This window comes from Aliarcobacter lanthieri (assembly GCF_013201625.1).
Classification (GTDB): domain Bacteria; phylum Campylobacterota; class Campylobacteria; order Campylobacterales; family Arcobacteraceae; genus Aliarcobacter; species Aliarcobacter lanthieri.
In genome coordinates, this window is sequence record NZ_CP053839.1 from 430,476 (window position 1) to 444,763 (window position 14,288).

The window sequence follows — 14,288 nt, forward strand, 5'->3', positions numbered from 1 at the left end:
TTATTTTTCCTCAGATGCCACGTTTGGATAACAGAATCTATATCCTCTTCTTCTAATAGTTTCAATAGTTGAAATATTTAAAGGTTTATCCATTTTTTGTCTAATTTGATTAATTGCAACTTCTATAACATTTGGAGTTACAAGTTCTGGTTCTTCCCAAATTGCATCTAATAATTGTTCTTTTGAAACAATTTGATCTCTATGTCTAGCTAAGTGAGTTAAAACTTCAAAAGGTTTACCTTTTAATTCAATCTCTTCTCCAGCATATTCGATTTTTTCTTCATCTGGGTTTATTACTAAATCATCAATTTCTATTATATTTGTTCCACCAAATCTTAATCTAGCTTCAATACGTGCAAGTAAAATATCAAAATCGAATGGTTTTTTTATAAAATCATCAGCACCTGATTTTAATGCTTCAATTTCGCTTTCTTTATCATCTCTTGCAGAGATAATAACAACTGCTGTTCTTGAACTTCTATTTTTTACAATTTTACAAAGTTCAATACCATCTCCATCTGGTAACATCCAATCAGTTAAAACTAAATCATAATTTCTAATATCAATAAAATATTCAGCATCTTTATAATTTTCAGCTGTATCAACTTGATACCCAAAATCTATTAATCCTTCTTGTAGTGTTCTGTTTAATGTAATTTCATCTTCTATTATCAAAATTCTCATAAAAATCCTTAAATTTAAGTTAATCTTAATTTTCAGCGAAAGTATATCATAAAAATTTGTTTTTTTAAAGAGTTTTTAAGTTAAATGTTAAAAATTGTAAAAAATGATTTAAAATAGAAAGATAAAAGATAAAAAATAAACTATTTATTAACTATGAATAGATAAAATACTGCAAATTAATTTCTAAGGAACAAAATGAAAAAAATAGTTACAAGCTTTATAGCTTCAATCGCTTTGGTTTCAACTTTAAGTGCAGCAGATTTCTATGCAACAGTTGATGGAGACAAAATTACAAAACAAGATATTGATGTACTTTTACAAGATCCTAGAATAAACTTTGATCAACTTCCTCAAGAAGCAAAAAATCAAATCTTAGAAGGAGCAATTAATAGAAAACTAATTGCAAAAAAAGCTATTAAAGATGGTATAGAAAAAGATACACAATATGTTGAAGCTATCTCAAAAATTAAAGAAGATTTAGCTTTACAAGTTTGGCAATCAAAAGAGATAGAAAAACTTAAATTCTCTGATACAGAAAAAAAAGATTTTTATGAAAAAAATAAGGCTAGATTTGTAATCCCTGAGACTTTTGAAGCAAGCCACATTTTAGTTGAAAATGAAGCTGATGCAAAAAATATAATAAAAGAGATAGAAAAAGCTTCAAATAAAGAAGCAAAATTTAAAGAATTAGCACAATCAAAATCAAAAGATCCATCTAAAGCAAATGGTGGTTATTTAGGTAAATTCTCAGCAGAACAAATGGTTCCAGAATTCTCAACTGCTGTTCAATCTTTACCAAAAGGTGGATATTCTAAAACTCCTACAAAAACTCAATTTGGTTATCACGTAATTTATGTAAAAGATAAAATTGCAGGAAAATCTTTAAGTTATGATGAAGTAAAAGAAAATATAAATCAAATATTAATTGCTGAAAAATTTAATAAAAAAATCGATGAATTGGTACAAAGTTTAAGAAAAGACGCAAAGATCGTAATTAAATAAGGGAGATTAATATGGGTGTTTTAGATGTTGTAAATGCTGGAGTTTTAACAGGAAGTGAAGCAAAAAAACTTTTCTCTTATGCAAAAGAGAAAGGTTTTGCTATACCTGCTGTAAATGTTGTAGGTACTGATTCTGTAAATGCAGTATTAGAAGTAGCAAGTAAAGTAAAATCTCCTATAATTGTACAATTTTCAAACGGTGGAGCTGGATTTTATGCTGGAAAAGGTTTAAAATCTAGTGATGCTGCAGTATTAGGTGCAATTAGTGGGGCAAATCATGTTCATACTATGGCTAAAGCTTATGGAATTCCTGTAATTTTACATACAGATCATGCTGCAAAAAAACTTCTTCCTTGGATTGATGGATTACTTGAATCTGGAGCTATTCATTTTGAGAAAACTGGACGACCTCTTTTTACATCACATATGTTAGATTTAAGTGAAGAAAGTCTTGAAGAGAATATTGAGATCTGTGTTGAATATTTCAAGAAAATGAATGCTCTTGACATGATGATTGAAATTGAACTTGGAATTACTGGTGGAGAAGAAGATGGGGTTGATAATAGTGGAGTTGATAATTCGCTACTTTATACACAGCCAAGTGAAGTTGCATTTGCTTATGAAAGTTTGAGTAAAGTTAGTCCAAATTTTACAATAGCAGCAAGTTTTGGGAATGTTCATGGAGTTTATAAACCTGGAAATGTTGTATTAAGTCCAGTTATTTTAGAAAATTCTCAAAAATTTATCCAAGAAAAACATAAAACTTCTTCTAAGCCAGTTGATTTTGTATTTCATGGTGGAAGTGGTTCATTACTTGAAGAAATTAGAGAAGCAATATCTTATGGTGTTATTAAGATGAATATAGATACTGATACACAATGGGCTTTTTGGGATGGAGTAAGAGCTTATGAAGCTAAAAACCATGGATATCTACAAGGACAAATAGGTAATCCAGAAGGTGATGATAAACCAAATAAAAATTATTATGATCCAAGAAAATGGCTAAGAGCAGGACAAGAAAGTATGATATCTAGACTTGAAACTGCATTTAGTGATTTATTAGCACTTAATAAAAACTAAATATTTTAGAGAATTAATTTTCTCTAAAATATAAAACTACTCTTTTAAAATAATAACTGTTATCTCTTTGTTATCTTATTGCTATAATTTAGTAGTATAATTATCTCAATAAAGAAAAAATCTTTTCTTTAAATTTTTAAGATAAGGAATATGAGATGATTTATGCAAGACCAACGTACAAAGCACAATATGAGAATTTTATAGGTGGAGAATGGATAGCACCAATTAGTGGTGAATATTTTGAAAATATCTCTCCTGTTGATGGAAAAGCTCTTACAAAAATTCCAAGATCAAATGAAAAAGATATAGATTTAGCAATCGAAGCTGCTAAAAAAGGTTTTGAAGAATTTAAGCATACTTCTGTTGCACAAAGAAGTGCATTATTAAATAAGATTGCAGATATTGTTGAAGCGAACCTTGAAACTCTAGCTGTTGCAGAAACATTAGATAATGGTAAAGCTGTAAGAGAAACTTTAAATGCAGATCTTCCTTTATTTATAGATCATTTTAGATATTTTGCATCAGTAATTAGAGCAGAATCTGGTACAGTTGCTGATTTGGATGAAAATACAATTTCTCAAGAGATTTATGAACCTTATGGAGTTATTGCACAAATTATTCCATGGAACTTCCCTCTTTTAATGGCTGCTTGGAAGTTGGCTCCTGCAATAGCTGCTGGAAATTGTGTGATACTAAAACCTGCTAGCTCAACACCACTTTCAATTCTACTATTCTTAGATTTAATAAAAGATGTGTTACCAAAAGGTGTTATAAATGTAATCAATGGAGCAGGTGGAAAAATAGGAAAATATCTTGTAACTCATAAAGATATTAAAAAAGTTGCATTTACAGGAGAAACTACAACTGGTCAAGAAATTATGAGATATGCAACAGAAAATATTATCCCATCAACTTTAGAACTTGGTGGAAAATCTCCAAATATTTTCTTTAAATCAATTATGGATGCAGATGATGAATTTTTTGATAAAGCAATAGAAGGTTTAGTTTTATTTGCATTTAACTCTGGAGAAGTGTGCACTTGCCCATCAAGAGCATTAATTGAAGAATCAATTTATGAGCCATTTATAAAAAGAGTAATTGAAAGAGTAAAAGCTATCAAAGTTGGAAATCCACTTGATACAGAAAATACTATGGGTGCTCAAAACTCATTTAATCAAAAAGAAAAAATATCTTCTTATTTAAAAATTGCAAAAGATGAAGGTGCGGAATGCTTAATTGGAGGAAATGTTTATAACTCTTCTATAAATCCAAATGGATTCTATATAGAACCAACAATTTTTAAAGGGCATAATAAAATGAGAATTTTCCAAGAAGAAATTTTTGGACCAGTTTTATCTGTTACAACATTTAAAGATGAAAAAGAAGCTATTGCTATTGCAAATGATACAGAGTATGGATTAGGGTCTGGAGTTTGGTCAAGAGATGCACATCAACTTCATAGAGTAAGTCGTGCTATTGAAGCTGGAAGAGTTTGGGTAAATTGTTATCATTTATATCCAGCACATGCCTCTTTTGGAGGATATAAAAAATCTGGAATTGGAAGAGAAACACATATGATGATGTTAAACTCTTATAGACATACAAAAAATATCTTAACATCTTTTGATACAAAAGCTTTAGGATTCTTTTAATATATAAAAGCCCTTATAAAAAAGGGCTTTTATTTTTTCTCTTCATTTGTTACAAGAGCCAAATTATTTAAACTATATTTTTGAAGTAAGTCCAAAACTTTTACAACTCTTTCATAAGGTACTTTTCTATCAATTCTTACTATTACTGAATTTTCTTTATTTTTTATAGCTTTAAGATTATCTTCTAGTGATTCAAAAGATACTTCAATCCCTTTTATTGCTAGTTTATTTTCACTTAGTTCTATAAAAACTTGTTCTTCTTTTATTTGTATAGTTTCAGCATTAGAAGCTGGTAAATCAAGCATAAGGGCAAGTTCTTCTTTTTTAAAAACACTTGTTACAATAAAAAATATTAGAAGTATGAAAACAACATCAATAACTGGTGTTAAATCAAGTCCTAAAGGCTCTCTTCTTTTCATTATTCTTCTTTTCCAACAAGTTCTTTTTTAGCTAGAATTTCTATTGTATCAATAATAGAAATAAAATGATTATATGCTATTTGATGTGGAATTGATACTATAATTCCTACAATTGTTGTAATAAGTGCAACAGCAATACCACCGGAAAATACAGTAGGATCACCTAATCCTTTTGCTGTTATATCTTCAAATGACATATAAATTCCTACAACAGTTCCTAGTAATCCTAAAAGAGGAGAAATAATAGCTATATTTTTTATTATAGTAAGACCAGTTTCAAGTTTTTTAACTTCATACTCTATTTGCATTGAAACAGATGAAGTAGGTTTTATTCTTTGTTTTATTTTAGCGATAATCTGATGTTTTCGTGGAAGAGTAAAAAATTTCCAAAAAATAATAGTAAATCCAATAATATTCAAAAATATTAAAATATATACGATAAAACCACCTTTATCGATAAATTCGAGAATATCCATAAATAGCCTTTAACTTTTTGTTGTATTATAATAAAAATTTAATTAATATGATACTTTTATATATTTTTACAAATTAAGAAGCTACTAAATTAAGATTATTTAGTAGCTTCAAATGTAACAATTTGTCCAGCTTTATTTGGATAGCTATTGTATTTATAATCAGATGAAATAACTATATTTTTATATCCTAAACTTTCTAATATTAGTTTAAACTCTTCAATTCCATACCATCTTAATACAAATTTTTCTAACTCATTTTGGATTACTTTATTCTCTTTTATCTTTTCATATATATTGTGATAAATAGTAAATTGGTTTATATAATCTATTTGCATAACTTGGGTTGATAAATTTATGATTTCATCTTTTTCATTTGTCCAACTTCTATTAGATATTTCTAATTCATTTATATTATTCTGTACTTCAATATCTAAGATTAACTTTCCACCTATATTCAAATGATTATAAAAGTTTTTTAATGCTTTTATAGATTTTTCTCTTTCATAAATTAGTAAAAATGTACCTGTTGGAACAATAATTGCATTATATTTTTTATCAGTTTTAAATATTTCCATTTTATCAATGAATAATTCTGGATTTAGGTTTCTTTTATTACAGTTATTTTTACAAATATCCAACATTTCATTTGATAAGTCAAATCCACTTACATCTAAACCAGCTTCTAATAAAGGTATTAAAATTCTACCTGTACCTGTTGCTGGTTCTAAAATTGGACCTTTAATGTCTTTGAGTCTTGATAAATAATATTCTACATCTCCAAAAGATGAACCAATTGGTTTATCTAATTCATAAACTTCAGAAGATAGTTTTCCATAAAAATCAAACATTGTTTCTCTTTTCCTTCAATAAATAAGTATTATATATTTTTGTTGTATTATATTGGAATATTAATTAAGATGGTGATTTTATGGATTTTGGAGCATCAAAAATAGATGAAGTTATTTTTAATTCACAAAAATATTTTGTAAAAAGAGATGATTTATTAAATATAGATTTTAGTGGTAATAAAGCCAGAAAATTTCACTATTTTTTAAATCAAGATTTAAAAGCATATAAAAAAATTATTTCTTATGGTTCATGCCAATCAAATGCTATGTATTCACTTAGTGTTTTGAGTCGAATAAAAGGATTAAATTTTGATTATTATGTTTCTCATCTACCATCATATTTAAAAGAAAATCCAGTTGGAAATTATAAAGAAGCACTAAAAAATGGTATGAATTTATTAGTAAGAGATATTCCTGAAAATTTTAATAAAGATGAACTTTTTATAATTGAAGGTGGAGCAGTTAAAGAAGCTTCTTTTGGTATAAAAATACTTGCAAATGAGATACAAGATTGGGTAAAAGAGCAACAAATAGAAGATAAAAAAATAAAAATCTTTTTACCAAGTGGTACTGGAACAACATCACTTTATTTACAAAAATTTTTACCATATGAAATTCTTACTTGTTCTTGTGTGGGAGATGATGATTATTTAATAAAACAGTTTTCAGCTCTTGAAATAGAAAACCATCCAATTATTTTAAAAAAAGATAAAAAGTATCACTTTGGAAAACTATATAAAGAATTTTATGAAATTCATAAAGAACTTTTCGAGCAAACAAATATTGAGTTTGACTTACTTTATGATAGTTTAGGTTGGACTGTATTTCAAAATTATGTTAATAGTTTAAAAAATAAAGAAGATTATATATTTCTATATATACATCAAGGTGGAATACTAGGAAATAAATCTATGTTAGAAAGATATAAATTTAAGTTTGGATAATTCTATATTATTAATTTAGCCTTAAGATATCCCTATTAAGTAAAATCAAAGTAAAGAGATAAAAATAAATTAGTTAAAATAATCAAAATATAAGAAACATTTCATTTTAAGAAGTACTAATTTATGGTAGTTTTAGATGGATATTTAATAAATTCCAAAATTTCTTGTAAAAAGACGTCCATTTTTTTATAGTTCAGTCGTCTTACTAATTAGAGAAACCAATTCTCATAATAAATAAAGATAAGGAGAGATGATGAAGAATAAAGTTTTTGTTTCAGTAGTAACATCAATGATGATAAGTGGAACAATGTTAAATGCAAAAGAGATAAGTTTGCAAGAGGCAGTAGATAATATAGTAAAAGAGTATAAGGTAAGTTATATTTCAAAATCAAAAAGCTTGAAGGATAGGAAAGTTGATGATAGCAAAATGAGTTTCGGGGGAGGGTAATAAATAGTTTAAATAAAGTCTTAGAAACTGAAGAATTAAAAGCAGTAGAAGAAGAAGGGATAATATATATAATAGATAAACCAAAACCAGTAAATGGTTTTTCAAAAACAACAGTTATAGATACAATTTCTGTAAATGAAAGCTATAAAAGTGGAAGTGCTGAATCAGGATATTTAGTAGAAGAAATATCAGGAGCTGGTATTTGGAATGAAAGAAAACTACAAGACACTCCATACTCAATGAGTATAATCTCAAAAGATTTAATCGAAAATGTTCAAGCAAAAGATATGAATCAGATTTTTAAAATGAATCCAACTACTCAAGAAAGGGGTTCCTTTGGTAAAAGTGGGAATGATTTACCAGATGTCTCAATTAGAGGATTTAGTTCATCAAATCCAATAGTTGATGGTATTTCTTATGCTGGAAGAAGTGCTAACAGTGTAATGATGCAAGATATAGAAAGAGTTGAAGTTATAAATGGAGCAACTGGATTTTTATATGGTGGCGGAAGAGTTGGTGGAGCAGTAAATTATATAACTAAAAAACCAACTACAAAAGATTTAAGAAATGTAACTATTGGAAGTTATGGAAACGAGTCATATTATGGACATATTGATTTAGGTGGACAATTTGATGGAAATAATACTTTTGGATATAGAGTAAATGCACTATATCAAGATGGAAGATTGCCTTCAGAAGCTAATACAGAACAAAAAGCAATAAGTTTAGTATTTGATTGGAAACCAACTGATAATTTTTATACAGATATAAAATATGCTTACAAAGACTATTTATCTAAAGGAGGGAATCTTGTATTTGGTGATTATGGAGGGGTAATTCGTTCAGATATAAGTTCAAATAAATATTCAACTCCTGATTGGGTATTTAATGAATCAAATTCACATAATATAGCAAATAATATAAGATGGGATATAAATGATATTTTTACTTTAAGAACCAACGCAATGTACGAAGAACTAAAAGGAAGAGGAGCCTATTCATATATACATTATTATAAAGATAATATTATTCAAGAGTTTCATAATAGAAAATTTGCTTGGAATAAAAATGAGAATTATGGAGCTAATATTTATTTAGATACAAAATTTGATATCGGAAATATAAGCCATACTTTAACTACTGGTTATTCTATTGCTTCAAATAAACTTTTTAGATCATCTGATAATGAACTCAATACGACTAGACAATATAATTTTACTTTTGATGAATATAAAAATTTATCTGAGCCAAATTGGAATAGTTTTGGGACACTTGGAACACAACCAAGAAAACCAATTAGTCAAACTCAATATAAAAATATATTAATTGGTGATGATATTGTATTTAATGAACAATGGAGTGCTTTAGTTGGAGTAAACTATGCAACAGCAATCAATAAAAGCTATTTAGCAAATACAAAATATGATAAATCGGAATTAACTCCAACAATTTCGCTTATATATAAACCATTTGAAAATATTACAACTTATGCTACATATATAGAGAGTTTAGAAGCTGGAACTATTGTTGGAATTTGGTATGCAAATGAAGGAAAAATTTTAGACCCATATAAAAGTAAACAATATGAAATTGGTGCAAAATATAGTATTTTAGATGAAAAGTTATTGTTAACAACTTCTGTATTTAGATTAGAAAAGGCTAATTCTTATACTGATGAAAGTACCATGGGAACATTAGGAAAACCAACATTAACACAAGATGGAGAACAAATCCATCAAGGAATAGAATTAACAGCAACTGGAAAAATAAGTGATGATTTAACTGTTTTTGGTGGATTAACTTTTATGGACTTAAGTTTAGAAAAAATTGAAGATGAAGCTTTAAAAGTAAATAAACCAACATTAGCAGCTACTAAAATGGCAAAACTTTTTGCTGAATATAAAATACCTTATATTGATGGATTATCAATAAATGCTGGAGCATATTATACTGGTAAAAAATATGTAGACCAAGAAAACAAAGATATTATACCAAGCTATACAGTTTATGATGCGGGGCTTAGATATAAAACAAAAATTGATAAATATCCTACAACTTTTAACTTAAATGTTCAAAATTTAACTGATAAAGTTTATTGGACAAATGCAAATGGAATAGGTGATCCAAGAACTGTTGCATTTTCTATGAAAATGGAGTTTTAATATTAATTTATAAAGAGATTCTTTTCTCTTTATAGATTTAATTATGAGTTTATAGAATTTATAATTAAGTTTATATCTTAAGTATATAAGCTTAGATCATTGGATTTGTAGCGAGATTCTCCTATATACCTATTATTTATTTATGAGCAGTTTTGCTTGCTATAAATCCATGGTTTTTTACTATAAATTTAATCTAACTTCTAATATAAACTTACTATTTAAAATCTCAATTTTACTAATATTTAGATATAATCCTCAACTATGAAAAATAATAATATTATACTTATCGGATTTATGGGTGTTGGAAAAGGCACAGTTGCAAGAGCTTTAGTTAAAGAGTCAAATATGTATTCTATTGATACTGATGATTTAATCGAAAGTATGGAAAATAGAAGAATAAAAAAGATTTTTTCACAAGATGGTGAACCATATTTTAGAAATTTAGAGAAAAAAACTGCTTTGTGGCTTGAAAGTAGTGTTCAAAATACTATTATCTCAACAGGTGGTGGATTTTATAAACAAGAAAATTTACAAGATATAGGTTTAGTAATATATCTTAAATCATCATTTGAAGGTATTTTAAAAAGAATAAAAAAAGCTCCAAATGCAAAAAATAAATTAAGAAAACGCCCCCTTTTACAGAATAAAAAAGAAGCTTTAAAGCTATATAATACAAGAGCTTTAGAGTATGAAAAAGTTGCAAATATTATAGTTGATGTTGAAAATAGAGATTTACAAGATATTGTAAAAGAGATATTAGGAAAATTAAAATGAAAATAATTAATACAAAAGAGTCAAACTTTAAAGAAGAGTTTGGAAATATTTTACAAAGAGCTAAAAGTGATATAAAAGGTGTTTCGCAAATAGTTTCAAATATTATAGATGAAATTGTTGAAAATGGAAATGAAGCTTTAAAATCTCATATTGAAAAATTTGATAAATGGACTGTAAAAACTGATGAAGATTTATTGATTTCTCAAATTGATATGAAAAAAGCTTATGAAAATATAGATGAAAATTTGAGAAAATCACTTCATACTGCTTATGATAGAATCAAAGCTTATCATGAAAAACAACTTCCAAAATCTTGGATTGATTTTGAAAGCAATGGTACTATCTTAGGACAAAAAGTAACTCCTGTTGATAGAGCAGGTTTATATATTCCAGGAGGAAAAGCAGCATATCCAAGTTCTTTACTTATGAATGCTATTCCAGCATTGGTTGCAGGAGTTAAAGAAATAGTTGTTTGTACTCCTACACCAAACAATGAAGTAAATGAACTTCTTTTAGCAGCATGTCATTTATGTGGAGTTTCAAAAGTTTATAAAGTAGGTGGTGCTAGTGCTATTGCAGCTATGGCTTATGGAACACAAACTATTTCAAAAGTTGATGTTATAACTGGTCCAGGAAATATATTTGTAGCAACAGCTAAAAAACTTGTTTTTGGAGAAGTAAATATTGATATGATTGCAGGACCATCTGAAATTGGTATTTTAGCAGATGCTAGTGCAAAACCACACTATTTAGCAATGGATTTATTGTCTCAAGCAGAGCATGATGAAATGGCTAGCTCTATTTTGATTACAACTTGTGAGGATTTAGCAAATAAAACAAGTGTAGAAGTAGAAAATTATTTAGTAAAACTTGAACGAGAAACAATAGCTAGAAAATCAATAGAAGAAAGAGGAGTTATAATAGTAGCTTCTAATATGGAAGAAGCAATAGAACTTATGAATGAAATTGCTCCTGAACACTTGGAAGTTATGACACAAAATCCTTTTGAATTGTTACCATATATAAAACATGCTGGAGCTATATTCTTAGGTGAAAATACTCCTGAACCAATAGGTGATTATATAGCTGGTCCAAATCATACATTGCCAACTGGTGGAACAGCTAAGTTTTATAGTCCATTAAATGTGGAAAACTTTATGAAAAAAAGTTCTATAATAAGTTTTTCAAAAAATGCTATAAATGAATTAGGTGAACCTTGTGCCTTATTAGCTGATACAGAAGGTTTAACTGCTCACGCAAAAAGTGTACGATTAAGATTGGAAGATAAATAATGTCAATATTTAAAGATTGGTTTACAGAAGATGAAGATGATATTTTTATGGGAAGTCCAAAATCAAAATTTTTTGATGTAACAAGAGAAGCTTCAAAAGATATTGTTGAAGATGAGATTGATAAGATTATAGAAAAACTTGCTGTTTTAGAGTTGATGACAATTGACGAAAAAGGTGATGAATTTAATATAAATGAACATATAAAAAAATATATTTTAGAAAATGAAGAACGAGTAAATGGTATGAAAAAAGGTCTTTATATCGAGTTTACTGGAGAAATTATTTGTAGATTGGATAGTTAAAGTGGAAGTATTAGTTGAAGTAAAGAATCAAATAAAAAGATTTATAGAAGTTTGTTCTTATCCAAAAGCTTTAGAGCTACTTGAAAAGCTAGCAACTGGAAAGATGTTAAGAAGTAAACTTATATTAAAAATTGCTGGAGTTAGTGAAGATAGTATAAAACTTTGTGCAGTTGTTGAAATGATACATGCAGCTTCTCTTTTACATGATGATGTAATAGATGAAGCTGATACAAGAAGAGGAAAACCATCTATTAACGCTCTTTATAGTGATAAAACTTCTATTATGTTTGGAGATATTTTATATTCAAGAGCATTTACTGAATTATCACAAATGGATAAAAGAGTTGCGTATCATATTTCAAATGCTGTAACGGAGTTAAGTATTGGTGAGATGATGGATGTTGATTTGACTAATTCTTTTAATACTTCTTATGATAAATATCTTACAATGATTTATAAAAAAACAGCTTCTTTAATAGAAGCTAGTGCTAGAAGTGCTGCAATATTAGTTGGACTTGATAGTGAAAAATATGCTATTTATGGGAAAAATTTAGGACTTGCTTTTCAGATGATTGATGATATTTTAGATATTACTTCTGATAGTCAAACTTTAGGAAAACCAGCTATGCTTGATTTTGTTGAAGGTAAAGTAACTATACCATATTTATATCTTTATGAAAGGATAGAAGATAAAGCAAAACTTCAATCTTTATATAAAAAAGAGTTAAATAGTGAAGAATTATCTTGGATAAAAGAGCAATTAGAACAAACAAATGCTCTAAAAGATGCTATAAATGAAGCAAGACAAACAGGACTTGAAGCAATAAAATCTATAAGTGATGAAAAAAATAGTGAAGATTTAATTCAAATTATGAGTGCTATGATAGAAAGAGAATTTTGATGAGTTATTTAGTAATCAGTTTCTCTCATAAAAATATTGATATAAAAATGAGAGAAAAACTAGCTTTTAATAGTGATGAAGATAAAGATAGATTTATAAAACAACTTTTAGAATTTGAAGCTACAAAAGAAGTAGTTCTTCTTTCTACTTGTAATAGAGTTGAGATTATTACAAAAAGTTCTAATATAAAGCAAAGTGCTAAAAATATTATAGAAAAATTGGCTTTTTATTCAAAATTAGATTTTGATTTTTTATATGATAGAGCTGATATTTATGATAATGATGTAGCTGTTCACCATCTTTTTTCAGTTGCATCTGCACTTGATTCTTTAGTAATTGGTGAAACGCAAATTGTAGGACAATTAAAAGATGCATATAGATTTTCTCAAATGAAACACTATTGTGAACAAGGTATTTCAAGAGTTATGCATTATGCTTTTAAATGTGCAGCACAAGTAAGAACAGCTACAAGTTTAGGAACTGGTTCTGTTTCAGTTGCATCAACTGCAGTTTCTAAAGCAAAAGAATTAGTTGGAAATACAAATGGTGTAAGAGCATTGGTTATTGGTGCAGGAGAAATGAGTGAACTTGCAGTTAAACATCTAATTACCGCTGGTTTTAGTGTAACAATAGTTAGCCGTGATTTAAAAAAAGCAAATAACTTAGCAGCAACTTTTGAAGTAAATGTAAATGTTGAGCCATATACAAATTTAGAGTTTTTATTAGAAACTTATCCTGTTATGATAACAGCGACATCTGCTCCATATCCTATAATAACTCAAGAAAATGCACCAAGTTCAGACATCACAAGATATTGGTTTGATATTGCAGTTCCTAGAGATATTGATGAAGATATATCAATGTTTGATTTAGAAATTTACTCTGTAGATGATTTACAAGAAATTGTAAATGAAAATATGACTCAAAGATCGACTCAAGCAAAAGAAGCTTATGCTATTGTTGGACGTACAACTTCAGAATTTTTTGATTGGTTAAAGAGTTTAGAAATAGAACCAGTTATAAAAGATATTTATATAAAAGGTCATAATATTATTGATAAAAAGATAAAAAATGCTATTAAAAAAGGTTATGTCCCCAAAGAATATGAAGATAATATTAGAAAGCTTTGTGAAACTGTTATTACAGAGTATTTACATGAGCCAGCAAAGCAATTAAAGAGATTTTCAAAGAATATGGAATGTGATATTGTAGTAGGTACGATACAGAATATGTTTTGTGAAAGTAAAACAAAAACAAATAATATAAAATGTGAACATATATTAAAAAAATAAAATAGGATAAAAA

15 protein-coding genes are annotated in these 14,288 nt (G+C 27.5%); 11 read left to right on the top strand and 4 right to left on the bottom strand.

Annotation, left to right across the window (positions count from 1 at the left end; all coding sequences use genetic code 11):
• Entirely contained in the window at window positions 1-684 is a 684-nt protein-coding gene (hsrA, locus tag ALANTH_RS02140) for a homeostatic response regulator transcription factor HsrA (RefSeq protein WP_026803215.1), read from the bottom strand.
• 195 nt (window positions 685-879) lie between these two features.
• Between hsrA and ALANTH_RS02145 the strand changes: the two genes are divergently transcribed.
• The 3 genes from ALANTH_RS02145 to ALANTH_RS02155 all read left to right on the top strand — a co-directional run bounded on the left by ALANTH_RS02145 (window position 880) and on the right by ALANTH_RS02155 (window position 4,417).
• Window positions 880-1,686, top strand: a complete 807-nt coding sequence (locus ALANTH_RS02145) for a peptidylprolyl isomerase (RefSeq protein WP_026807351.1) — start codon at window positions 880-882, stop codon at window positions 1,684-1,686.
• A gap of 11 nt (window positions 1,687-1,697) precedes the next feature.
• Window positions 1,698-2,765: a class II fructose-bisphosphate aldolase gene (gene fbaA, locus ALANTH_RS02150; RefSeq protein ID WP_026807352.1), complete on the top strand. Its 1,068-nt coding sequence runs from the start codon at window positions 1,698-1,700 to the stop codon at window positions 2,763-2,765.
• Between the two features lie 155 nt (window positions 2,766-2,920).
• Complete coding sequence (locus ALANTH_RS02155; protein WP_026803218.1) at window positions 2,921-4,417, top strand: aldehyde dehydrogenase family protein; 1,497 nt, start codon at window positions 2,921-2,923, stop codon at window positions 4,415-4,417.
• A 29-nt stretch (window positions 4,418-4,446) separates the two neighbouring features.
• Here the strand turns inward: ALANTH_RS02155 and ALANTH_RS02160 are convergent, their stop codons facing one another.
• The 3 genes from ALANTH_RS02160 to ALANTH_RS02170 all read right to left on the bottom strand — a co-directional run bounded on the left by ALANTH_RS02160 (window position 4,447) and on the right by ALANTH_RS02170 (window position 6,160).
• Entirely contained in the window at window positions 4,447-4,836 is a 390-nt protein-coding gene (locus tag ALANTH_RS02160; RefSeq protein WP_026803219.1) for an ExbD/TolR family protein, read from the bottom strand.
• Window positions 4,836-5,312 (bottom strand): MotA/TolQ/ExbB proton channel family protein, encoded by a 477-nt coding sequence (locus ALANTH_RS02165; RefSeq protein ID WP_026803220.1) that lies wholly within the window; start codon window positions 5,310-5,312, stop codon window positions 4,836-4,838. The genes ALANTH_RS02160 and ALANTH_RS02165 overlap by 1 nt, the downstream gene beginning before the upstream one ends.
• Before the next feature lie 95 nt (window positions 5,313-5,407).
• Window positions 5,408-6,160: a class I SAM-dependent methyltransferase gene (locus ALANTH_RS02170; RefSeq protein ID WP_026807353.1), complete on the bottom strand. Its 753-nt coding sequence runs from the start codon at window positions 6,158-6,160 to the stop codon at window positions 5,408-5,410.
• An 80-nt stretch (window positions 6,161-6,240) separates the two neighbouring features.
• On the opposite strand from ALANTH_RS02170, the gene ALANTH_RS02175 reads away from it, so the two are divergent.
• From ALANTH_RS02175 to hemA, 8 genes are all read left to right on the top strand, one after another.
• Complete coding sequence (locus ALANTH_RS02175; protein ID WP_026807354.1) at window positions 6,241-7,104, top strand: 1-aminocyclopropane-1-carboxylate deaminase; 864 nt, start codon at window positions 6,241-6,243, stop codon at window positions 7,102-7,104.
• A 253-nt stretch (window positions 7,105-7,357) separates the two neighbouring features.
• Window positions 7,358-7,552 carry a hypothetical protein gene (locus ALANTH_RS02180; RefSeq protein ID WP_029888280.1) on the top strand — a complete coding sequence of 65 codons (195 nt, stop codon included), beginning with the start codon at window positions 7,358-7,360 and terminating at the stop codon, window positions 7,550-7,552.
• 239 nt (window positions 7,553-7,791) lie between these two features.
• Window positions 7,792-9,714: a TonB-dependent siderophore receptor gene (locus ALANTH_RS02185; RefSeq protein WP_051678403.1), complete on the top strand. Its 1,923-nt coding sequence runs from the start codon at window positions 7,792-7,794 to the stop codon at window positions 9,712-9,714.
• Between the two features lie 261 nt (window positions 9,715-9,975).
• Window positions 9,976-10,488, top strand: coding sequence for a shikimate kinase (locus ALANTH_RS02190; protein ID WP_026803223.1), 513 nt, complete (start codon window positions 9,976-9,978; stop codon window positions 10,486-10,488).
• Window positions 10,485-11,780 carry a histidinol dehydrogenase gene (gene hisD / locus ALANTH_RS02195; protein WP_026807356.1) on the top strand — a complete coding sequence of 432 codons (1,296 nt, stop codon included), beginning with the start codon at window positions 10,485-10,487 and terminating at the stop codon, window positions 11,778-11,780. Before ALANTH_RS02190 ends, hisD begins: the two co-directional genes overlap by 4 nt.
• Window positions 11,780-12,082 carry a DUF2018 family protein gene (locus tag ALANTH_RS02200; RefSeq protein WP_026803225.1) on the top strand — a complete coding sequence of 101 codons (303 nt, stop codon included), beginning with the start codon at window positions 11,780-11,782 and terminating at the stop codon, window positions 12,080-12,082. Before hisD ends, ALANTH_RS02200 begins: the two co-directional genes overlap by 1 nt.
• Before the next feature lies 1 nt (window position 12,083).
• Complete coding sequence (locus ALANTH_RS02205) at window positions 12,084-12,983, top strand: polyprenyl synthetase family protein (protein WP_026807357.1); 900 nt, start codon at window positions 12,084-12,086, stop codon at window positions 12,981-12,983.
• Complete coding sequence (gene hemA / locus ALANTH_RS02210; RefSeq protein ID WP_026803227.1) at window positions 12,983-14,275, top strand: glutamyl-tRNA reductase; 1,293 nt, start codon at window positions 12,983-12,985, stop codon at window positions 14,273-14,275. The genes ALANTH_RS02205 and hemA overlap by 1 nt, the downstream gene beginning before the upstream one ends.
• Window positions 14,276-14,288: the final 13 nt, after the last annotated feature.

Excerpts from the sequence above, each read along its gene's own strand:
- hsrA (WP_026803215.1), bottom strand. The coding sequence starts at position 684 with ATGAGAATTTTGATAATAGAAGATGAAATTACATTAAACAGAACACTA.
- ALANTH_RS02145 (WP_026807351.1), top strand. The coding sequence starts at position 880 with ATGAAAAAAATAGTTACAAGCTTTATAGCTTCAATCGCTTTGGTTTCA.
- fbaA (WP_026807352.1), top strand. The coding sequence starts at position 1,698 with ATGGGTGTTTTAGATGTTGTAAATGCTGGAGTTTTAACAGGAAGTGAA.
- ALANTH_RS02155 (WP_026803218.1), top strand. The coding sequence starts at position 2,921 with ATGATTTATGCAAGACCAACGTACAAAGCACAATATGAGAATTTTATA.
- ALANTH_RS02160 (WP_026803219.1), bottom strand. The coding sequence starts at position 4,836 with ATGAAAAGAAGAGAGCCTTTAGGACTTGATTTAACACCAGTTATTGAT.
- ALANTH_RS02165 (WP_026803220.1), bottom strand. The coding sequence starts at position 5,312 with ATGGATATTCTCGAATTTATCGATAAAGGTGGTTTTATCGTATATATT.
- ALANTH_RS02170 (WP_026807353.1), bottom strand. The coding sequence starts at position 6,160 with ATGTTTGATTTTTATGGAAAACTATCTTCTGAAGTTTATGAATTAGAT.
- ALANTH_RS02175 (WP_026807354.1), top strand. The coding sequence starts at position 6,241 with ATGGATTTTGGAGCATCAAAAATAGATGAAGTTATTTTTAATTCACAA.
- ALANTH_RS02180 (WP_029888280.1), top strand. The coding sequence starts at position 7,358 with ATGAAGAATAAAGTTTTTGTTTCAGTAGTAACATCAATGATGATAAGT.
- ALANTH_RS02185 (WP_051678403.1), top strand. The coding sequence starts at position 7,792 with ATGAGTATAATCTCAAAAGATTTAATCGAAAATGTTCAAGCAAAAGAT.
- ALANTH_RS02190 (WP_026803223.1), top strand. The coding sequence starts at position 9,976 with ATGAAAAATAATAATATTATACTTATCGGATTTATGGGTGTTGGAAAA.
- hisD (WP_026807356.1), top strand. The coding sequence starts at position 10,485 with ATGAAAATAATTAATACAAAAGAGTCAAACTTTAAAGAAGAGTTTGGA.
- ALANTH_RS02200 (WP_026803225.1), top strand. The coding sequence starts at position 11,780 with ATGTCAATATTTAAAGATTGGTTTACAGAAGATGAAGATGATATTTTT.
- hemA (WP_026803227.1), top strand. The coding sequence starts at position 12,983 with ATGAGTTATTTAGTAATCAGTTTCTCTCATAAAAATATTGATATAAAA.